This window comes from Acidovorax sp. 93, assembly GCF_003633835.1.
Lineage (GTDB): Bacteria > Pseudomonadota > Gammaproteobacteria > Burkholderiales > Burkholderiaceae_C > Acidovorax > Acidovorax facilis.
Map to the genome: position 1 here is coordinate 182,346 of NZ_RBIT01000001.1, position 19,528 is coordinate 201,873.

The 19,528-nt window shown below is 65.9% G+C and carries 16 protein-coding genes; 7 read left to right on the plus strand and 9 right to left on the minus strand.

Annotation, left to right across the window (positions count from 1 at the left end; translation table 11 throughout):
* Nucleotides 1–96: 96 nt before the first annotated feature.
* The gene (locus C8C93_RS00850) at nucleotides 97–729 is read right to left on the minus strand and encodes a response regulator transcription factor (RefSeq protein ID WP_010463169.1); all 633 of its coding nucleotides are present in this window, start codon (nucleotides 727–729) and stop codon (nucleotides 97–99) included.
* Between the two features lie 125 nt (nucleotides 730–854).
* On the opposite strand from C8C93_RS00850, the gene C8C93_RS00855 reads away from it, so the two are divergent.
* The 6 genes from C8C93_RS00855 to C8C93_RS00880 all read left to right on the plus strand — a co-directional run bounded on the left by C8C93_RS00855 (nucleotide 855) and on the right by C8C93_RS00880 (nucleotide 5,945).
* A complete protein-coding gene (locus C8C93_RS00855) occupies nucleotides 855–2,261 on the plus strand; it encodes a CHASE3 domain-containing protein (RefSeq protein ID WP_121505591.1) in 1,407 nt (468 codons plus the stop codon).
* A 198-nt stretch (nucleotides 2,262–2,459) separates the two neighbouring features.
* The gene (locus C8C93_RS00860; protein WP_010463174.1) at nucleotides 2,460–2,624 is read left to right on the plus strand and encodes a DUF1328 domain-containing protein; all 165 of its coding nucleotides are present in this window, start codon (nucleotides 2,460–2,462) and stop codon (nucleotides 2,622–2,624) included.
* 54 nt (nucleotides 2,625–2,678) lie between these two features.
* On the plus strand, nucleotides 2,679–3,071 hold the full coding sequence (locus C8C93_RS00865; RefSeq protein ID WP_055395485.1) for a hypothetical protein: 393 nt from the start codon (nucleotides 2,679–2,681) through the stop codon (nucleotides 3,069–3,071).
* 105 nt (nucleotides 3,072–3,176) lie between these two features.
* A complete protein-coding gene (locus C8C93_RS00870) occupies nucleotides 3,177–3,494 on the plus strand; it encodes a BON domain-containing protein (RefSeq protein WP_055395483.1) in 318 nt (105 codons plus the stop codon).
* A gap of 170 nt (nucleotides 3,495–3,664) precedes the next feature.
* On the plus strand, nucleotides 3,665–4,840 hold the full coding sequence (locus tag C8C93_RS00875) for a putative zinc-binding metallopeptidase (RefSeq protein ID WP_121505592.1): 1,176 nt from the start codon (nucleotides 3,665–3,667) through the stop codon (nucleotides 4,838–4,840).
* Nucleotides 4,841–4,985: 145 nt separating this feature from the next.
* Entirely contained in the window at nucleotides 4,986–5,945 is a 960-nt protein-coding gene (locus C8C93_RS00880) for an alpha-E domain-containing protein (protein ID WP_055395479.1), read from the plus strand.
* Here the strand turns inward: C8C93_RS00880 and C8C93_RS00885 are convergent.
* From C8C93_RS00885 to C8C93_RS00900, 3 genes are all read right to left on the minus strand, one after another.
* A complete protein-coding gene (locus tag C8C93_RS00885; RefSeq protein ID WP_121505593.1) occupies nucleotides 5,911–6,882 on the minus strand; it encodes a transglutaminase family protein in 972 nt (323 codons plus the stop codon). The two genes, C8C93_RS00880 and C8C93_RS00885, sit on opposite strands and share 35 nt — an antisense overlap.
* 2 nt (nucleotides 6,883–6,884) lie before the next feature.
* The gene (locus C8C93_RS00890) at nucleotides 6,885–9,530 is read right to left on the minus strand and encodes a circularly permuted type 2 ATP-grasp protein (protein WP_121505594.1); all 2,646 of its coding nucleotides are present in this window, start codon (nucleotides 9,528–9,530) and stop codon (nucleotides 6,885–6,887) included.
* A gap of 159 nt (nucleotides 9,531–9,689) precedes the next feature.
* Nucleotides 9,690–13,187, minus strand: coding sequence for a DUF2126 domain-containing protein (locus C8C93_RS00900; protein ID WP_121505596.1), 3,498 nt, complete (start codon nucleotides 13,185–13,187; stop codon nucleotides 9,690–9,692).
* A gap of 159 nt (nucleotides 13,188–13,346) precedes the next feature.
* Here C8C93_RS00900 and C8C93_RS00905 point away from each other — a divergent pair, with 159 nt between their 5' ends.
* On the plus strand, nucleotides 13,347–14,069 hold the full coding sequence (locus C8C93_RS00905) for an alpha/beta fold hydrolase (protein ID WP_121505597.1): 723 nt from the start codon (nucleotides 13,347–13,349) through the stop codon (nucleotides 14,067–14,069).
* A gap of 171 nt (nucleotides 14,070–14,240) precedes the next feature.
* Here C8C93_RS00905 and C8C93_RS00910 read toward each other — a convergent pair whose 3' ends face one another.
* From C8C93_RS00910 to C8C93_RS00930, 5 genes are all read right to left on the minus strand, one after another.
* Entirely contained in the window at nucleotides 14,241–15,626 is a 1,386-nt protein-coding gene (locus C8C93_RS00910; protein ID WP_121505598.1) for an FAD-binding oxidoreductase, read from the minus strand.
* 101 nt (nucleotides 15,627–15,727) lie between these two features.
* Nucleotides 15,728–16,648, minus strand: a complete 921-nt coding sequence (locus C8C93_RS00915) for an ABC transporter permease (RefSeq protein ID WP_370107923.1) — start codon at nucleotides 16,646–16,648, stop codon at nucleotides 15,728–15,730.
* Nucleotides 16,645–17,487 (minus strand): ABC transporter ATP-binding protein, encoded by an 843-nt coding sequence (locus C8C93_RS00920; protein ID WP_233559220.1) that lies wholly within the window; start codon nucleotides 17,485–17,487, stop codon nucleotides 16,645–16,647. The genes C8C93_RS00915 and C8C93_RS00920 overlap by 4 nt, the downstream gene beginning before the upstream one ends.
* A 70-nt stretch (nucleotides 17,488–17,557) precedes the next feature.
* Nucleotides 17,558–18,556: an ABC transporter substrate-binding protein gene (locus tag C8C93_RS00925; protein ID WP_121505599.1), complete on the minus strand. Its 999-nt coding sequence runs from the start codon at nucleotides 18,554–18,556 to the stop codon at nucleotides 17,558–17,560.
* An 87-nt stretch (nucleotides 18,557–18,643) separates the two neighbouring features.
* Nucleotides 18,644–19,507 carry a creatininase family protein gene (locus tag C8C93_RS00930; RefSeq protein WP_121505600.1) on the minus strand — a complete coding sequence of 288 codons (864 nt, stop codon included), beginning with the start codon at nucleotides 19,505–19,507 and terminating at the stop codon, nucleotides 18,644–18,646.
* Nucleotides 19,508–19,528: the final 21 nt, after the last annotated feature.

Sequence of the window (19,528 nt, forward strand, 5' to 3'; positions counted from 1 at the left end):
GCGCGGGTGCGCGCGGCGGGGTTTTTTATTTTCTACTCTTCTCGCCAGCGGGCTGAGGCAGGCCCAATGACCCCGGACTGAGGCCACTGCTCCATGTCAGTCAATCAAGCGGTTCTTGAGCGCGTAGTAGGTCAGATCGCTGTTGGACGACAGGCTCATCTTTTCCATCAGTCGAGTGCGGTAGGTGCTCACCGTCTTGACGCTGAGCGACAAGGCCTTGGCGATATCGCCTGCCGTCTCTCCCTTGGCCAGCTTGAGGAACACCTGGAACTCGCGTTCCGACAACTGCTCGTGGGGTGGTGCGTCGTCCTTGCGATTGAGTTGCTGGGCCAGCAGTTCGGCCACGGCAGGCGTCAGGTAGCGCCGGCCCAGCGCAATGGTGCGAATCGCCTCCACGATTTCAGAGGGTTCGCACTCCTTATTCAGGTAGCCGCTCGCGCCCTGGCGGATCAGGTTGATCGCATAGTGCTCTTCGGGGTAGCCGCTCAGAATCAGGATGCCCATGTCCGGGGCTTTGGCCCGCAGCATGGCCAGCGCATCCAGCCCGCTCTGTCCGGGCATCGACAGGTCCATGAGCAGGACATCAATTTCCTTGTTGCGCACCAGGTCGATGGCTTCACGGCCGTTGGAGGCCTCACCCTCCACCCGCAGATCCACATGCTCGGACAGGAACTGCCGCAGCCCGGAACGAACTATCGCGTGGTCATCCACAATGCCAATCTTGATCATCGATCTTTCTTTCGCAGGGCGGTGATGCCGCTCCTGATGTTTGTTGGTTGGAAAGCTTATCCGGCACGTCATCCCTGTTGGCAGGGTGGTACCCGGGTCTTCACACATTATCCAGAATACCGCGTATGAGTCTTAAAGAAAACACCCGCATCTGGCTGCCCAAGGTCCGCAAGATGGCCTTGAGCCTGCCCATGGCGTTGCTGGCGGCCATGGTGCTGGTGGGTATCAACGAAACGGGTCACATGCGCTCACAAGATGCGGTGGAGCAGATGAGCCACGGTCAGAACACGCGCAAGGCCGTCAACCTGTTGCTGCAGAGCATGCTGGACGCAGAAACCGGGCAGCGTGGCTATCTGCTCACCGGCAACGAGACTTATCTGGAGCCATACGACAAGGCGGTGGCTACCGTGCAGACCAACCTGGACGGCTTGCGCGGGCTGTTCATGGATGCCCCCGAAGACATGCAGGAATTTGCGCTGCTGTCGCGGCAGATATCCCGCAAGCTCGCGGAGATGGAACTGAGCCTGCGTTTGCGCCGGCAGGGCAATGAAGATGCCTGGAAGTTCATCCTGCATACCGATGTGGGCAAGGAGCATATGGAGGCCATCCGCAAGCACGCGCTGGAGTTGATTGCCCGCAGCGACATGCACGTGAAACAAGGCCAGGACCAGATCGAGCAGTCGCTCATGCTGTCGCGCATTGGCATTGCCACGGTGACGGTCATTGGCTTGCTGGCGTTCTACATGTATCTGCGCCAGGCGCAGGCGCTGCAGGTCGTCAACCAGCGCGAACAGGCCCTGCTGGAGCGCGAACGGGACCGCCTCGAAGGCCTTGTAAAGGCCCGTACCGCAACTCTTTCCGAGCTGGCAAACCATCTGCAGCAAGTACGTGAAGATGAGCGTGGGCACCTTGCGCGCGAGCTGCACGATGAGCTGGGTGCACTGCTCACTGCGGCCAAGCTGGATGTTGCGCGGCTCAAGTCCAGGATCGACGCCAACGCCCCCGAGGTGGCAGAGCGGCTCAAGCACCTGACCGAAACGCTCAACAGCGGTATTGCGCTCAAGCGCCGCATCATTGAAGACCTGCGGCCCTCATCGCTCTCCAACCTCGGACTGACGGCCGCGATCGAGATCCTCACGCGCGAATATGCCGAACGCGCAGGTATCGAAGTGGAAACGAGCCTGGAATCCGTGCAGTTGCCTGATGCCTCGCAACTCACGGTGTACCGCATGGTGCAGGAGGCGTTGACCAACATCGGCAAATACGCCAAAGCCAACAAGGTGCTGGTGTCGGTACACGGTTACCCCACGCATGTGGCAGTTCAGGTGCGCGACGATGGCGAGGGGTTCGATCCCGCCACGGTGCGTCCTACCTCGCACGGGCTGTCGGGAATGCGCCACCGCGTGGAGTCTGCGGGCGGCAGGCTGTCCATCACCTCGCGCCCGGGCAACGGCACCCTGGTCTCTGCCGTGCTCCCGCTGCAGCGCCATGGCGCCGAGGCGTCGTCGCAGCCGCCCTCTCTGGCCGCTTGACCTAGCGGCCTTGGGCCAGGGATAGCGAGCCGCAGCGCGCCGTCCTACAGGCGGCCCGCTGCGCCGCCGACAGGCTGGCGCGCCGGGCACCGGCATCTTTGACTCTCCATGCTCCTTACAGTGGATTCCAGGCGCTGAAATTCATGTGCCAACCCACCCGCCGGCAACCGGCCCCCTCAAGAGGAGAAGGAGAAAGAAATGTTGCACTACGCAGTTGTTTTTCTGGTGATCGCGCTGATCGCAGCCCTGTTCGGCTTTGGCGGTATTGCTGCCGGTGCCGTGGGCATCGCCAAGATTCTGTTCTTCGTGTTCGTCATCATGGCGGTTGTGACCTTTGTACTGGGTCTGCTCAAAAAGGGCTGACGCCCCGGCCGTGAAACCAAGCATTCCGCATCCACCCCTTCAAGGAGTTTCCGCATGAGTATCCAGACCGCTACCGACAAAGTTGCCAACGGCGCACGCCATCTCGCAGATGATGTGCTGCAAAGCGCCCAAGACGCCGTGCAGTCCACCCGCACGGCCGCCAACACCTCGCTGGAAAAAGCAGAAGAAGGCGTACGTGCCCTTCGCAGCCAGACCGACCCCGTCATTGACGACTTGGCAGCGCGTGCCCAGGATCTGGCAGCCCGCAGCATCGGCTATTGCGCAGAAACCAGTGCCCGTGCCCGTCGCCAGATGCAGCATGCAGCAGACGCCACCACCAAGTATGTGGCGGAGCAACCTGGCAAATCGATGGTGATCGCCGCAGCATCGGGTGCCGTACTCGCAACCCTTGTGCTCTGGATGTCGCGCCGCAAGCACGCCTACTGAAGCCTGTATCCCTACAGTCCGCCGGTCGCGGAGGGTGCAACAGACCGGCAGATTGCAATCTTCCAGCACCCGCGTTCCCAACCATTTTCAAACAAGGACAACACCATGAAATACGCACGTGCACTCGCCTTTGCCGCTGTCGCTGGCATCACCATCATCACGGCCACGGGCTGCTCGGTGGCCCGTGAACAACAGACCGTTGGCGCCTATGTAGATGACGCCGGCATCACCACCGCCGTCAAGGCAAAAATGGCTGAAGACAAATCCGTCTCCGCCACGTCGATCAGCGTGGAAACGCTCAACGGCACGGTGCAGCTCTCGGGCTTTGCCAAGTCGCAGGCTGAAAAGAACCAGGCTGAAGCCATTGCACGCAACACCAAGAATGTGCGTGAAGTGCGCAACAGCATCGTGGTTCGTCCCTGACCGGATTGCCTGAACATTGCGCTGCGGGCTTCCTGCCGGTAGCGCATAGGCACTGACCGCTGAGCAGGCTCCGGGTACCTCCTGGAGCCTGCTTTTTTCATGGGGCGCCAGCAGGCATACCCCTGGGTCTTGCTCGTTTGCCACACCCTACCGGGTATAAGCTCCACACCATGCGGGTATTCAATTGCGACCATTGCGGTCATCTGGTTTTTTTCGACAGCGTGCAGTGTCTGCACTGTGGCAGCGCGCTGGCATTTTTGCCCGATGTGTTGACCATCGCGGCCCTGGCGCCTGCGCCGCAGGATGGCGCCGACCTGTGGCGCCGCAGGGGCGGGCGCGGTGGCTCGGATTACAGCGGTCGCTTGTACCGTATGTGCCGCAACCATACCGAACACCAGGCCTGCAACTTTGCCGTGCCTGCCAACGACTATGCAGAACTGTGTGTCTCGTGCCGCCAGACCCGGGTGTTGCCCGATCTGTCGGAGCCCGCGAACATGGGCCGCTGGATGCAGATCGAGGCCGCCAAGCGGCGCCTGTTTTACAGCCTGGCCCGCTTGGGCCTGGAGCCCGCCCCCGGGCGCACCGGACCCGTTTTTGAATTTTTGGCCGAGGTGCCCGGTGGTCCGCCGGTGTTGACGGGCCACCACAGCGGAACGATTACGCTCAATGTGGCCGAGGCCGATGACGATGAGCGCGCACGCCGCCGCATCGCGCTGGGTGAGCCCTACCGCACGCTGATTGGCCACCTGCGCCATGAGTCCGGCCATTTTTATTGGGATCAGCTGGTGCGCGACGGCGGCCGCCTGGAAGATTTTCGCCAGATGTTTGGCGATGAGCGCCAGGACTACGCCGCCGCGCTGGAGGCTCACTACGCCAAGGGCAACGACCTGGGCGACTGGGCTGACCACCATGTCAGCGCCTATGCCGCTGCCCACCCCTGGGAAGACTGGGCCGAAACATGGGCCCATTATCTGCACATGATCGATCTGCTGGAGACGTCGGCCAGCTACGCTACCGAGGTCACGATCCCGGGCATTTATGGGGCGCAGCGCAGCAGCGCCATCGACCCGTTTGCCAGCCCGGCGCCTGATTTCCAGTCGATGGTGCAGCACCTGGTGCCGCTGACACTGCTGCTCAACAGCCTCACCCGCAGCTTGGGGCAGCCAGATGCCTATCCGTTTGCGTTGGCAGGCGAGGTGCTGGCCAAACTGCGGTTTGTGCATGACGTGGTGCGCGAAGCCGCCCGGCGGCCCGCCCCAGTCGCCGCTCCGGCTCCGCAGCCCGCACCGGTTCCCAAACAAAACGTCAAAAAAAATAGCAAAACAACCAGTAAGGACGTGCGCTAGCGCCATTTTTTCCTTGGTTTTTTGCCTGCATCAAAGAGCGGCAAGGGTGGCGGCCTGGAACTTGCTAGGTGTCTGCCATGGGGCTGTTGAAACCCCTTGAGCAGCCAGTACCGAGCCACACACGACGCCAAGGGAGGGCGCGACCATGCTGAGCCGCACCGCTGACCATCTTTTCTGGATGGCACGCTATACCGAGCGCGCCGAAAATACGGCGCGCATGCTGGATGTGAATTACCAGAGCGCGCTGCTGCCGCAATCGACCGAGGTCGCCAAGCAGGGCTGGCAAGGGTTGCTGTCCATCAGCGAGCTGCTGCCCGCCTACACCGCCCAGCATGGCGAAGTGACTCCGGCGAAGGTGCTGGACTTCATGGTCAAAGACCCTTCCAACCCCTCGTCCATTCTGGCCTGCCTGCAGGCCGCGCGGGAGAACGCGCGGGCCGTACGCGGTGCGCTCAACACCGAGGCCTGGGAGATCCAGAACCAGACCTGGCTCGAAGTGAACCGCCTGATCGCCAGCGGTGCACTGGAGCAGGACCCGGCGCGATTCTTCGAATGGGTGAAGTTCCGCTCGCACCTCTCGCGGGGTGTGACGGTGGGCACCATGCTGCAGGACGAGGCGCTGCACTTCATGCGCCTGGGCACCTTTCTGGAGCGGGCCGACAACACGGCGCGGCTGCTGGATGTGAAGTTTCACGCGGTGCAAAGCGACTTCATGGGCGCGGCCACGGCGCAGGACCAAGACTACGATTTCTACCACTGGAGCGCCATCCTGCTCAGCGTGTCGGGCTTCGAGACCTACCGCAAGGTGTACCGCGACGTCATCACGCCCGAACGTGTGGCCGAACTGCTGATCCTGCGGGCCGACATGCCCCGCTCACTGCACGCTTGCATGAAAGAGGTGCTAGGCAACCTCGACATGCTGGGCAGCGGCCAGTCGGCCGAGACCCAGCGGCACGCGGGGCGGCTGCTGGCGCACCTGAAGTTCGCACGCATCGATGAAATCCTGACCCATGGACTGCACGCCTACCTCACCCAGTTCCTGGAGCGGGTGAACGACCTGGGCGCGCGGATCAGCCGGGACTTTCTGGTGCCTGCGGCGGTGTGAGGGGTGTATCTGGTGCGTCTGGCGCAGCGGCCATAGCGGCCGGCACCGGCTCCACCGTCACGCCCACCTGCAGCACATGGTGGTCGCCGCCGTGGATCACGCCGCGCAGCGGCGACACATCCGAAAAATCGCGGCCGATGGCCAGGGTCACGTAGTCCTCGCCCGCCGCGCGGTCGTTGGTGGGGTCCAGGTCAAACCAGGTGTTGTCGCCTGATGCGCCATTACTTTCGTCGGCTGCCGGTGACCACACCGACACCCAGGCGTGCGAGGCATCGGCCCCCACCAGCCGGGGTTGTCCGGGCGGGGGCTCGGTCAGCAGGTAGCCGCTCACATACCGCGCCGCCAGGCCCAGGCTGCGCAGGCAGCCGATCATCACGTGGGCAAAGTCCTGGCACACGCCCCGGCGCAGCCGCAACGATTCGAGCGCGGGCGTGCCCGCGTCGGTGGCGTTGGCGGTGTAGGCAAAGTCGGCATGGATGCGCGACATCAGGTGGCGGGCGGCCTGCATCAGCGGGCGGCCGGGTGCAAAGCTCTCGGCGGCATAGGCCACGAAGTCGGCATGCCGGGGAATATAGGGCGACGCAAAGCTGAACTCGGTGGCCGCGTGGTAGGGCTGGCCGCGCCGATAACCCAGGCGCTCGCGCACGGCCTCCCAGGGCTCGCCGGGCGGTGCGGCGGGCACGGGCAGGGTCTCCAGCAGGCTTTCGGCGCGCACCCGCAGTTGCTCGTGGGTGAACGGCAGGCTGAAGAACGCGCGGGTGTTGCCAAACACGTCCTGCACCATGTTGCACTGTGTTGGGGCGGGGTCCACCTGCAGGCTGTGGGTCAGCACACGCTGCACCACACCGGTGCGCGGACGCAGATGGGCCATGTGCTGGGCGTTCTGCACCGCCGGGCTGTAGTGGTACACCGTTTCGTGGATGACGCGCAGCTTCATGGTCAAGCTCCTACGCTGTGCCGAAGTGCATCCGCCGAATGCGTGAAGTAGCGCGTGGCCAGCACATCCGACAAGCCCATCACGCCCCGCACACACCGGCCCAGATATTCCTCCAGAGTGGCATGGCGGCCTTCGGCGTCCTGTGCGCACAGGGCCACCAGCGACAGGTCGGACGCTTCGGGGATGCCCGTGGCGGCGGATTCGCAGGGCGTACCGGCGGTCGCTTCGATCTTGGCAATGCGCCCGCGCAGCGTCTGTGCGACCCAGGCCAGCGAGCGGGGGTTGTCGCGGTCGATCACCAGCAGGTCCAGCAGGGCGGGCATGTCGCGCCGCTGCTGGTACTGCGCGTGGAAGGTGATGGTGCTGTCAAACAGCGCCACCATGGCCTCGAAGCCGCCCTCATCGTGCACGGCGCCGGTCTGCAGGCCACTTTCCAGCGCCGAGGCCAGAAAGCCCAGGCGCTCCAGGTGGCGCCCGATGGACAGCAGGCGCCAGCCGTCGTCGCGGGTCATGCGGTCGGTCTGCTGGCCCGTCATGGCTGCGGTGTGGCCGCTCAGGCCTTCCAGCTGGCGCAGCGCGTCCAGCGGCGAATAGTCGCCGTCGTCTTCGGCTCCTGTGCGGGGCGCAAAAAACTCCGCCTCGGCGCGCACGATGAGGTTCCAGTGTTCCTGCGACAAACGGTCGCGCACGGCCGAGGCCGCACCCAGGATGCCGCGCAGGTTGTAGCCCACGCTGGTCACCTGCGCGGGCTGCGTCAGCCCGGCGATCAGCGAGCGCTCGAACACGCGCCGTGCCTGCCCGGCCGCAGGCACGGTCGGTAGCACCAGCCCCTGGCTCACGCCCATGGCGCTCAGCCAGGTCAGCAGCGGCTGCGAGGTCTGGTCCTCCCCATTGAGGCATTGCAGCGTGATGCGCGCCAGGCGCGTGACGTTCTCGGTGCGTTCGGTGTAGCGACCCAGCCAGAACAGGTTTTCGGCCGCGCGGCTGGTCACCTGGCGGCTGCGGTGCACCACGGCGGGCGCGGCCTGGTTGTGGGCCAGCAGCGTGGTGGTGTCCACGGGGCCATCTGTCTGCACCCATACATCGGCGCTGCTGCCGCCGCGCTGCATGGATGTAATGCCGCTGTCGCCCTGGGCCAGGCGGGCCAGCCCGCCCGGCAACACGCGCCACGAGCCGGGGCCGTCGCACACCGCAAACACGCGCAGCATCACCGAGCGGGGGGCGATGGGGCTGCCGCCCTGGCCCGCACCTTCTGCGGCTTCACTGCGCCAGGTGGGCATTTGCGACAGCGGCAGGTGGGCCTGCACGGTGTATTCGTCGCCCTGGGCTTCGATGCGTGCGGACCACTGCGCCAGGTCTTGCGCCGACAGCGCACCGCCCAGCACGGGCACGCGCTGCGCCATGGGCCAGGTGGGGCGGATCACGCTGTGCGCGAGCTGCGGCAGCACCGCCTGCATGGCCGATCGCTCGCCACACCACCAGGTGGGCAGCGACGGCAGGGCCAGCTCTTCGCCCAGCAGGTGGCGCGACAGCGCAGGCATGAAGCCCAGCAGCGCCGACGATTCGAGGAACGCCGAGCCCGGCGCATTGGCCACCAGCACGTTGCCCGCACGGATGGCCTGCAGCAGGCCGGGCACGCCCAGGCGCGAGTCGCTGCGCAGCTCCAGCGGGTCCAGAAACTCGTCGTCCAGGCGCTTGAGGATGCCGTGCACCGGCTGCAGGCCATGCAGCGTCTTGAGGTACAGGCGCGCGTCGCGCACGGTGAGGTCGTTGCCCTCCACCAGCGTCAGACCCAGGTAGCGCGCCAGGTACGCGTGCTCAAAGTAGGTCTCGTTGTACGGGCCGGGCGTGAGCAGCACGATGCGCGCATCCGCCCCCGCCGGGCTCATCTGCCGCAGTCCGTCGAGCAGTGCGCGGTAGGTGGCGGCCAGGCGCTGCACATGCATCTGGCTGAACGCCTCGGGGAACAGGCGCGAGATGAGCAGCCGGTTCTCCAGCAAATATCCCAGGCCTGAGGGCGCCTGCGTGCGCTGCGTCACCACCCACCAGTCGCCCTGCGCGTCGCGCGCCATGTCGAACGCCGCGATGTGCAAATGGGTGCCGCCCACGGGCTGCATGCCATGCATGGCGCGCAGGTAGCCCGGGTGGCCCTGCACCAGCGCGCTGGGCAGCAGGCCTTTGCGCAGCAGCTCCTGCGGGCCATACACGTCGGCCATCACGCGGTTGAGCAGGCGCGCGCGTTGCAGCACACCGCGCTCGATGTGTGCCCAGTCGCCCTGCGAGAGGATCAGCGGGAACAGATCCACCGACCAGGGCCGCTGCGGGCCGTCGGCGTCGGCATAGACGTTGTAGGTGATGCCGTTGTCGCGCACCTGGCGCTGCAGGCTTTGCATGCGCCGGTCCAGGTCCTGGAAGCCCTCGGGCCCCAATTGATCAAAGAATTGGGACCAGGCGCTAGTGATATCTGGCTTGTTTGCTATTGATTTGGGAGTGGTTGATGCAGTGGCAGCGCCGGGGGCGTCCGCCACGCTGGCACCCCGCAGCTCGTCAAAATGCCCGGCCGCCGCAGCAGGCGCCAGTGCAGCCGCCAATTGGGCTGCGCTGTCAGAAGGGTCGGGGGTGGGGAGGCTGTCGTTGAGGTGGTTCACTGCGCTCGATTTTCGGGCATTTGGTCGACAACACTCTGCGGGTAACCCGCACCGTCGAAACTGGCGGGGCCGATGCCAGAGACGCCAAGCAAGGGCCGCCCCGCAGCAAGGGCGTCGTCCCCCTGGGGGGAAGGCGCGCAGCGACTCAGGGGGGCTTCTCTACCTCCGCATCTTGCGCCGCAGATCCAGCGTGAACGGAAACTCCCGGCTGCCCGGCAGCTCAATCGTCGCAGGCGGCACCGCCAGCCTGCCCGGCGTGTGGCCCATGCGCGAGAAGCGCGCCAGGCGGCGGCTTTCGGCCTCGTAGGCGTTGACCGGGAAGGTGTCGTAGTTGCGCCCGCCCGGGTGCGCCACGTGGTACTGGCAGCCGCCCAGCGAGCGATTCATCCAGGTGTCCACGATGTCGAACGTGAGCGGCGCATGGGCGCCAATGGTGGGGTGCAGGGCCGAGGGCGGGTTCCAGGCCTTGTAGCGCACACCGGCCACAAACTCGCCGGTGGTGCCGGTGCTTTGCAGCGGCAGCGGCTGGCCGTTGACGGTGACCACATGGCGGCTTTCGTTCATGCCCGTCACGCGCACCTCGATGCGCTCCAGCGACGAGTCCACATAGCGCACGGTGCCCCCGGCGGAGCCTTCCTCGCCCATCACATGCCAGGGCTCCAGCGCATTGCGCAGGGTCAGCTCCACGCCCATCGATTTCACCGTGCCGACCATGGGGAAGCGGAACTCGAACTGCGGTGCAAACCAGGCCGCGTCAAACGCGTAGCCTGCGGCGTTCATCTCGGCCACCACATCGTGCATGTCCTGCTGGATGAAGGTGGGCAGCATCCAGCGGTCGTGCAGCTCGGTGCCCCAGCGGGCGGCGGGCGCGCGGTAGGGCGTCTTCCAGAAGCGGGCGATCAGGGCGCGCAGCAGCAGCTGCTGCACCACGCTCATGTGGGCGTGGGGCGGCATCTCGAACGCGCGCAACTCCAGCAGGCCCAGCCGGCCGGTGCTGCTGTCGGGCGAGAACATCTTGTCGATGGAAAACTCGCTGCGGTGGGTGTTGCCCGTCACGTCCACCAGGATGTTGCGCAGCGTGCGGTCCACCAGCCAGGGCGGCATGTCCTGGCCATAGGTTGCGCGGTTGGTTTCGATCTCGCGCAGTGCAATCTCCAGCTCATACAGCTGGTCGTTGCGCGCCTCGTCCACGCGCGGCGACTGGCTGGTGGGGCCGATGAACAGGCCGCTGAACAGATAGCTCAGGCTGGGGTGGTTGTGCCAGTAGAGCAGCAGGCTGGCCAGCAGCTCGGGCTTGCGCAAGAACGGCGAGTCGGCCGGTGAGGCGCCGCCCATCACAAAGTGGTTGCCGCCACCGGTGCCGGTGTGGCGGCCATCGGTCATGAACTTCTCGGCCGACAGGCGCGTCTCCCACGCGGCGTGGTACAAAAATTCGGTGTGCTGCACCAGCTCCTTCCAGTGGCTGGCGGGGTGGATGTTCACCTCGATCACGCCCGGGTCGGGCGTGACTGCCAGCACCTTCAGGCGTGCGTCGCGCGGGGGCGGGTAGCCTTCCAGCACGATCTTCATGCCCAGCTCTTCGGCCGTGGCTTCGATGGCGGCCAGCAGGTCCAGGTAATCATGGAGGCGCGACAGCGGCGGCATGAAGACATAGAGCACGCCGTATTTCTCGCCCACCTTCTCGGCCTTGGGGCCGCTGGCGCGGCGCGGGTCGCGCACTTCCACGCACAGCGCCGTGCGCGACAGGCCTGCGGCCGACTGGAACTTGCCGGGTGGCTGCACGCCCGCATGCGGGTCGGGCTGACCGGACAGGCGCGCGTTATCACCACCCGCAGTGCTCTGCGTTACGCGCCGTGCCTCGCCCGGCGCGGTGGCGCCTGCCAGGTAGGGCAGGTCGCGGTCGCCAGTGATCGGGCCGGATGGCACGGAATACCGCGCCCGCAGCGTGGTGGCAGCGGCCAGCGGGCCCTGGGGTGCGGTCGGGTCTTGCGGGATCAGGTGCTCGGTGTCCGATGCCTTCACCCAGGGCAGGGCGTCCAGCGGCAGGCGGTAGCCCATGGGCGAATCGCCGGGGATGAGCAGCATGCGGTCATCGCGGAAGAACCACGGCCCGGTGCTCCACACGCTGCCCGCCAGCGTGCCCGCGCCTTCGCCTGCCTGCAGCGGCAGCACATAGCCCACCACGCTGTCGAGCTTTTGCTCGAACACGCGGCGCAGGCGTGCGCGCTCCAGCTCATCGTCCAGGCGCGCGTCAAACGGGTCCACGTTGACCGGCAGGCGCCGCTCGCGCCACAGGTAGTAGAAGGTGTCTTCATAACCGGGCTGGATGTAGCGGTCCGTCACGCCCAGCTTGCGTGTGAGGTGGCGCACAAAACGCTCGGCGTCGGCGCTGGTGTAGTGCGAGGGGTTGCGTTCGTCAGCAAAAAGCGCGGGGTTCTGCCACGCGGGCTGGCCGTCGGCGCGCCAGCAGATCGACAGCGCCCAGCGCGGCAGCTGCTCACCCGGGTACCACTTGCCCTGGCCAAAATGCAGAAAGCCGCCCTGGCCATATTCGGCGCGCAGCTTGTGCGTGAGTTCGGTGGCAAAGCCGCGTTTGGTGGGGCCCAGCGCGTCGGTGTTCCACTCGGGCGCGTCGCGGTCGCCCACGGCCACAAAGGTGGGCTCGCCACCCATCGTCAGCCGCACATCGCCCGCCACCAGGTCGGCGTCCACCCGCTCGCCCAGGGCCAGCACGGCCTGCCACTGGGCTTCGGTGTAGGGCTTGGTCACGCGGGGCGATTCAAAGATGCGCGTGACGCGCATCTCGTGGCTGAACTCCACCTCGGCCTTGTCCACGCCACCTTCAATCGGCGCGGCGCCCGAGGGCTGGGGTGTGCAGGCCAGGGGGATATGCCCCTCGCCCGCCATCAGGCCACTGGTGGCATCCAGGCCGATCCAGCCCGCGCCGGGCAGGTAGACCTCGCACCAGGCGTGCAGGTCGGTGAAGTCGTGGTCGGTGCCGCTGGGGCCATCGAGCGCCTTCACATCGGGGGTGAGCTGGATCAGGTAGCCCGACACAAACCGCGCCGCCAGCCCCAGGTGGCGAAGCAGCTGCACCAGCAGCCAGCCCGAGTCGCGGCACGAGCCGCTGGCCTTTTGCAGCGTTTCCTCGGGTGTCTGCACCCCGGGCTCCAGGCGGATGAGGTAGCGGATGTCTTGCGAGACCTGCTGGTTGAGCTTGACCAGGAAATCGATGGTGCGCTGCTTGCTGCGGTCCACCTTGTCCAGATAGGCCTGCACCGGCGGCGTCATCGGGTCGGTGGCCAGGTAGGGCGCCAGCTCCTGCTGCACATCGCTGCTGTAGTTGAACGGGATGTTCTCGGCCTCGGGCTCCAGGAAGAAGTCGAAGGGGTTGTAAACCGCCATTTCCACCACCAGGTCCACCGTGACCTTGAACTCGCGCGTCTTCTCGGGGAAGACCAGCCGCGCCTGGTAGTTGGCAAACGGGTCCTGCTGCCAATTGATGAAGTGCTGCGCGGGCTCGACCTTGAGCGAATACGAAATGACGTTGCTGCGGCAGTGGGGCGCGGGCCGCAATCGGATGGTCTGTGGCCCGAGGCCTACCAGCCGGTCGTATTGGTAATGCGTGACGTGGTGGAGCGCGGCGTGGATGGGCATATGCAGGCCATGCTAGCAAGTCCCGAGCCATCGCGGGCAACTATTCCGGGGGCGGTGACAAGCGGTCATCGGCTGTTCACAATGTGCGGTCCGTACCCCGCTGCCGGGGCCGCCTGTTTTTCTGACTGCGCACCAACTTGGTGATGCCCTGATTCACCCATGTCCCAATCCCCCCAACTGCTGCTCCTCCCCGGCCTGGCCGCCGATGAACGCATGTGGCGCGGCGTGCTGCCACTGCTGCCCGCCGCGCTGCGCCCCGAGGTCGCCACCGCCCACCAGGATGTGAACCTGCACCGCATCGAAGACTTTGCCGCACGCCTGCTGGCACAACACGCGGGGCCGCTGGTGCTGGCCGGTGCGTCGATGGGCGGCATGATCGCCATGGAAGCCGCGCGCCAGGCGCCGCAGCGTGTGGCAGGGCTGGCGCTGCTGGGCACCACCGCGCGGCCCGAGACGCCGGATATGCGGGCGCTGCGCGAAGCCGCTATCGAACTCTTTGAACAAGGCCGCCTGCGCGAAGTGATCGAGCCCAACGTGGCCTTTGCCTTTCATCCTGACAACGCCACGCGGCCTGAGCTGGTGCAGGCCTATCTCGACTTTGTGCTGGACGCAGGCGCCTCCCACCTGGTTCGCCAGAACCGCGCCGTCATCCATCGGCCCGATGCCCGCCAGCACCTGCCCGGCGTGGCCTGCCCGGTGCTGGTGGTATGCGGCGAGGCTGACCAGCTCACGCCGCCCGAATGTTCGGCTGAGATTGCGGCGCTGGTGCCCGGTGCTGAGCACCACCTCTTGCCGGACAGCGGCCACATGCTGACCATGGAGCAACCTGAAACGGTGACACGGCTGCTGGTGCAGTGGCTGGCGCGCAGTGGATGGATCTGACCTGAGCTTCCTTCCTCTCGCCTTGTGGACGAGGGCGCAGTGGTGGGCGGGATGGACTTAGAGCGGCTCAAAAAACTCAGCGAAGCGGCCATCCCTAGGCGTTCGGCCTCAGGCCGTACAAGGAGTACGGCAAGGTGGGACAACGACGCCAGGGAAGTTTGTGAGGCGCTCTCAGGCAGTTTGTCGCGCTGGCTTTGTCTCGGGCGCCAGTTGTGTTTCCGCATACCAGCTGCGCAGTTTGCCGGGGTTGAGCAGGCCCTGCGGGTCGAAGCGGCGCTTCATGCCCACCACGGCCGGGTCCAGGTGGTTCTGCTTGCCGTCTTCTACGATGTACACGTGCGGGTTGTTGATCTGCACGCCGTGGTCGCGGTAGATCTGCATGATCTGGTTCAGGCGTTCTTCGGTGGTGTAGCGGATGATCTGCAGGCCGCTGCAGTTGAAGGCGCCTTCCTTGGTGCGCAAGAACTCCAGGTGCATCATGACCTCGCCCTTCAGCGCTGCCTCCAGCGCCTTCACCTGCTTGAGGCGGTGCATGGGGTTGAAGCCGCTCTGGATGTAAGTCAGGCCCTTGTCCACCTTGAGGGCGTGCAGGGTGGTGTGGTTCCAGGTGTATTCGAGCAGCGTCTTGTGGCTGCCGGCCACTTCGTCGGCGGTCTTGCGGTAGGTAATCTGGCCGCCGTGCTGAGCCACCATATCGCGCATGCCGGCTTCGGAGTGCGGGGCTACCAGCATCAGCACCGCGTGCTGGTCGGCGGGCAAGTGCTCGGCCAGGCTGGTGAAGTATTGCGGGATGGGTGCGGCCAGAAAACACACCTCTTTTTTCTCCAGCCCGGGGGCGCTGCCAAAGCGGTCGGCAAATTCCAGCGCGTCGTCAAACTTGTCGAAAGTAGCGATGCATTCGGTCCACTCCACGGCCGGGGCCAGGGCCACTTCCAGCTCCAGCACGATGCCGTTGGTGCCGTAGGTGTGGTGCAGCAGCATGGCCTCGGGGCCGCGCAACTCGATGACCTGGGGCTCGGGCTCCACCGTCATCGCGCGCACGGCCAGCACGTTGCCAGGCGCGGCCAGCGGACCATGGTTGATGGAGCCTGCACCCCCAAAGCCGCCGCCAAACAGCCCGCCCAGCGTGGCGCTGCGGTAGGTGCTGGGCAGCCAGCGCAGCTCTTGCCCGTGGGGCTTGGCCTGCGCGTCAAAGTCTGCCAGCCGGATACCCGACTGCGCGCGGCCCACGCCGCCGCGCACCCAGCCAAAGCCGTTGTAGCCCGACAGGTCCAGGATCACGCCGCCGTGCAGCGGCGTGCTTTGCCCGTAGTTGCCGGTGCCGCTGCCGCGCACGGTGAGGGGAATGCCCGCGCTGGCGCAGGCGGCCACCACCTGCCGGATTTCTGCTTCGGTGCGCGGGCGCACCGCGATGTCGCCGCGCTTGCCGGCCAGGTCGCGTTTGAGCACGGGGCTGAACCAGGCAAAGTCCTGCGAGAGGCGGCCCACGCGCAGCGGGTCGGCGATCCAGTCGAGGTCGGGCAGCAGGTCGGGCAGTTGATGGGCGGTGGTGGTCATGTCGGTATCTCCTTGGCCGCTGGTGGCCGTTTTGGGCAAAAGAAAGCCCTTGCCGCGCGCCAGTGGCTGCGCGCGGTGTGTTGGCGATGGGGTTGAAAGGGCTAGTCGTGCGACGTTTCGCTGGCGTGCCAGCCGCCCAAGGCGACACGGGTGAGCCAGGCCATCAGCACGAACAAGGCGACGCCAGTGAGCGAAATCAGCAGCAGTGCAGCAAACATGCGCGGGATGTTGAGCTGAAAGCCGGCCTGCAGAATCTGGTACGCCAGCCCCGCACCCTGGCCCCCGGTGCCCGCCACAAACTCCGCCACCACGGCGCCTATGAGCGCCAGGCCGCTGGAAATGCGCAGCCCGCCAAAAAAGTAGGGCAGCGCGCTCGGGATGCGCAGGCGCAGCAGCGTCTGCAGCCGCGTGGCGCGGTTGAGCTGGAAGTAGCTTTGCAGGTCAGGCTCCACGCTGCGCAAACCCAGCGTGGTGTTGCTGATGATGGGGAACAGGGCGACCAGTGCGGCGCAGATCACCATCGAGGCCGTCGGGTCCTTCACCCAGATGATGATGAGCGGCGCCACGGCCACGATGGGCGTGACCTGCAGCAGCACGGCGTAGGGGAAGAGCGCGGTCTCGATGCGTTTGCTCTGCACAAACAGGAACGAGATGAGCACACCCGCCACGGTGGCCACCACAAAGGCCAGCACCGTGATCTTGACGGTGACCCACAGCGAGCCGCCCAGGGCAGCCCAGTCGGTGAACAGCGTCTTCATCATCAAGATGGGTGAGGGCACCAGGTAGGGTGGCAGCTCCATGGCCGTGACCAGCCCCTGCCACAGCGCGATCAGCACCAGGCCGACCAGCACGGGGTACACCACGCGCTGCACGCGGGGTTGGGCCATGAGCGGCGGGCGTTTGGGTGTGGCCTTGGCGGCAGGTTTGGCAGCGACTGTTGCAGGCGCTGAGCGCGGTGCGGCTGCGGGGTGGGCGGTGACCACGGGCGACGCCATCGGTGCGGAAGGGAAGGGGGTGCTCATGCCACGGTCTCCTCGGTGTCCACGCTGGCGCGCAGCAGGCTGTCCTGCAGCAGCTTGGCATAGCGGCTGAATTCGGGCGAGACCATGAAGTCGGCCGTGCGGGGGTAGGGCGCGTCGATGCGGAACTCTTCGACCACGCGGCCCGGGCGCGCGGCCATCATGACCACGCGGCTGGAGAGGAACACCGCCTCGTGGATCGAGTGCGTCACAAAGATCACGGTGAGCTTCTTCTTGCGCCACAGATCCAGCAGGTCGGCGTCGAGCTTGTGGCGCGTGATTTCGTCCAGTGCTCCAAAGGGCTCGTCCATCAGCAGCAGGTCAGGCTGGGTGACCAGGCCGCGCGCAATCGACACGCGCATCTGCATGCCGCCCGACAGCGCACGGGGCAGGGCGTTGGCAAACTTTGACAAGCCCACCAGCGCCAGTGCCTCGGTCACGCGCGCATCGGCCTCGGCACGCGGCACGCCCGCCAGGTCCAGTGGCAGGCGCACATTGGTCTGCACACTGGCCCAGGGCATGAGCGTGGGCGACTGGAAGACAAACGCCATCTTCTTGCCGCTCTCGTCCAGCTGCGCCACGGGCTTGCGCCACAGGTGCAGGCGGCCGTCGGTGGGCTCCAGCAGGCCCGCCACCATTTTCAGCAACGTGCTCTTGCCGCAGCCCGAGGGGCCGAGCAGGGTGACGAATTCGCCTTCCTCAATGGTCAGGTCTACCGGCAGCAGGGCCTGGGTGCCGTTGGGGTAGGTTTTTTCGGCGGAGAGCACCTCCACGGCGGGCGTGGAATAGGTGGCTGGCGTCGGGGCGTGCGCCAGCGGTGGGGAGTTAGCGGGGGATGTCATGGTCGCCTTTCGATGGATGCGGCCGGGCGTGCAAGGGAGCGCACCGGCCGCTGTTTCAGGGCTGTCAGGCTCAGGGAAGAACCTTGAGGTCTTTGACGAACGACGTGGTGTAGGTCTCTGTCAGCTTGACCTTGGCAGGGTCGATGAGCTTGGCGTCCACCAGGAAGTCGTAGCTGGCCTTGGCGCGTGCGTCGGTCATGATGCCGATGCCCATGGTGGCCGCGTCACCCCCGGTGGCCATGCCCATTTCCTTGAGTTTGGCCACGCTGTAGGCGAGCTGCTCGTCGGTCATGTTCGGGTTGTCCTTCTTGATGAGCGCGTTGGCGGGTGCGGGGTCGGCCAGGTAGCTCTTCCAGCCTTCCATCGATGCCTTCACGAACGAGGCCACGGCGGTGCCGCGGTCCTTCACCGTCTTTTCCATGCACGAGATGGTGGTGGCGTACGCTGGGTAGCCCTGGTCGCTGAACATCAGCGTATTGGCCTTGACGCCCGCCTTGGCAATCGCAAACGGCTCGGAGGTCAGGTAGCCCTGCTGCGCGGTGTTCTTGTCGGCCACGAAGGGCTGGATGTTGAAGGTGTAGGGGCGCGTCTGCGAGTCGGTGAAGCCGTACTTGGCCTTGAGCCAGGGCCAGTAGCCGCGCTGGGCCGACGAGGCGATCAGGATGGTTTTGCCCTTGAGGTCTTCGAATTTCTTCACGTCCTCGTGCGCGATGAGCACCTGCGGGTCCTTCTGGAACACGGCCGCCACGTTGACCACGGGCACACCGCCTTCACGCATCTGGATCATCTGCAGGTCGCTCGACCCCATCACGCATTCGGCCTGGCCGGCGGCCATCATCTGCACGATGTTGACCTGCGGGCCGCCCATCTTGATGGTCACATCCAGCCCGTACTTTTTGTACAGGCCCGTGGCCACCGCCTGGTAGAAGCCGCCATGCTCGGCCTGCGCGTACCAGTTGGTCATGTAGGTGAACTTTTCCTGCGCGTGGGCCTGCATGGTGCCGACGGCACCAACAGCGAGCAGCGCGGCTGCACCAAGTTTGGAAAGGCGGGAGGCGGTCTTCATCATGGTGGTACTCCGGTAGGGTGGTGGAGGTGGAACGAAGGGACAACGAAGGGAAAAGCGAAGAGGACTTTGTGGTGGCGTTCGCAGGTTTCAGGCCAGTGCGCTGGAGTGCTCCACGTGGCCGGTGTGATGGGCGCGGCCCCAGGTGGGCTCAGTGCGCGGTGCCCACTGCAGCCGATGCAGCTCGGTAATGGCGGCGGCCCAGCTCACGGCCAGCGAGTCGAGGATGGCGTGCCCCTGTTCGGCCGTGGCGGGCAGCGGGTCGCCAATGATTCCGCTGGGGCCGAAGTCGCGCGCACTCCAGGCGCAGGCCGGGCGGCCGTCGGGTGAGAGCAGGGGCGAATCAAAAACGGGCGGGTAGTTGACTACCGCACGCTCCATGTGCACGGTGTCGGGGGCCAGCGCCAGCATCAACGCGGTCTCGGCGTGGCCTGCGTGCATCGCCAGCTTCTTTTCGGTGTCGGACAGGTACTTGCCCGCCACATGCGGCACACGCCAGGTGAAGCTGGGCACCACGATGAAGTCGCCATGGCGCAGGCGCAGCTCGCGCGCGCACATCTCCATCACCTGCGGCTGACCGCCGTGGCCGTTGACGAACAGCAGCTTGCGAAAGCCTGCGCGGTACACCGATTCGCCCACCTCGTTCATGGTAGCCAGCAGGGTCTCGCCGCTCAGCGTGACGGTGCCGGGGAAGTGCAGGTGCTCTTCGGACTTGCCGTAGGTGATGGGGGCCATCGCAAACGCAGGCACATCGGCCGGCAGGCGGGCCAGTGCATGGCCCACCACCCCCGCGCTGATCACCGTGTCCACCGCACACGGCAGGTGCGGGCCATGCTGCTCTGTGGCGCCCGTGGGCAGCACGATGACGGTGTTTTCCTTGTCTGGCAGGTCGGCGATCTCGGTCCAGCTCAGGTAAGGCAGGTAGCGGTGGGGCGGGTTGTAGCCGTGCAGCATGGGTGGTTCTTTCGTGAAGGA

What these genes read in the sequence shown, in the direction of transcription:
- C8C93_RS00850 (WP_010463169.1), bottom strand. Translation starts at nt 729, where the DNA reads ATGATCAAGATTGGCATTGTGGATGACCACGCGATAGTTCGTTCCGGG.
- C8C93_RS00855 (WP_121505591.1), top strand. Translation starts at nt 855, where the DNA reads ATGAGTCTTAAAGAAAACACCCGCATCTGGCTGCCCAAGGTCCGCAAG.
- C8C93_RS00860 (WP_010463174.1), top strand. Translation starts at nt 2,460, where the DNA reads ATGTTGCACTACGCAGTTGTTTTTCTGGTGATCGCGCTGATCGCAGCC.
- C8C93_RS00865 (WP_055395485.1), top strand. Translation starts at nt 2,679, where the DNA reads ATGAGTATCCAGACCGCTACCGACAAAGTTGCCAACGGCGCACGCCAT.
- C8C93_RS00870 (WP_055395483.1), top strand. Translation starts at nt 3,177, where the DNA reads ATGAAATACGCACGTGCACTCGCCTTTGCCGCTGTCGCTGGCATCACC.
- C8C93_RS00875 (WP_121505592.1), top strand. Translation starts at nt 3,665, where the DNA reads ATGCGGGTATTCAATTGCGACCATTGCGGTCATCTGGTTTTTTTCGAC.
- C8C93_RS00880 (WP_055395479.1), top strand. Translation starts at nt 4,986, where the DNA reads ATGCTGAGCCGCACCGCTGACCATCTTTTCTGGATGGCACGCTATACC.
- C8C93_RS00885 (WP_121505593.1), bottom strand. Translation starts at nt 6,882, where the DNA reads ATGAAGCTGCGCGTCATCCACGAAACGGTGTACCACTACAGCCCGGCG.
- C8C93_RS00900 (WP_121505596.1), bottom strand. Translation starts at nt 13,187, where the DNA reads ATGCCCATCCACGCCGCGCTCCACCACGTCACGCATTACCAATACGAC.
- C8C93_RS00905 (WP_121505597.1), top strand. Translation starts at nt 13,347, where the DNA reads ATGTCCCAATCCCCCCAACTGCTGCTCCTCCCCGGCCTGGCCGCCGAT.
- C8C93_RS00910 (WP_121505598.1), bottom strand. Translation starts at nt 15,626, where the DNA reads ATGACCACCACCGCCCATCAACTGCCCGACCTGCTGCCCGACCTCGAC.
- C8C93_RS00915 (WP_370107923.1), bottom strand. Translation starts at nt 16,648, where the DNA reads ATGAGCACCCCCTTCCCTTCCGCACCGATGGCGTCGCCCGTGGTCACC.
- C8C93_RS00920 (WP_233559220.1), bottom strand. Translation starts at nt 17,487, where the DNA reads ATGACATCCCCCGCTAACTCCCCACCGCTGGCGCACGCCCCGACGCCA.
- C8C93_RS00925 (WP_121505599.1), bottom strand. Translation starts at nt 18,556, where the DNA reads ATGATGAAGACCGCCTCCCGCCTTTCCAAACTTGGTGCAGCCGCGCTG.
- C8C93_RS00930 (WP_121505600.1), bottom strand. Translation starts at nt 19,507, where the DNA reads ATGCTGCACGGCTACAACCCGCCCCACCGCTACCTGCCTTACCTGAGC.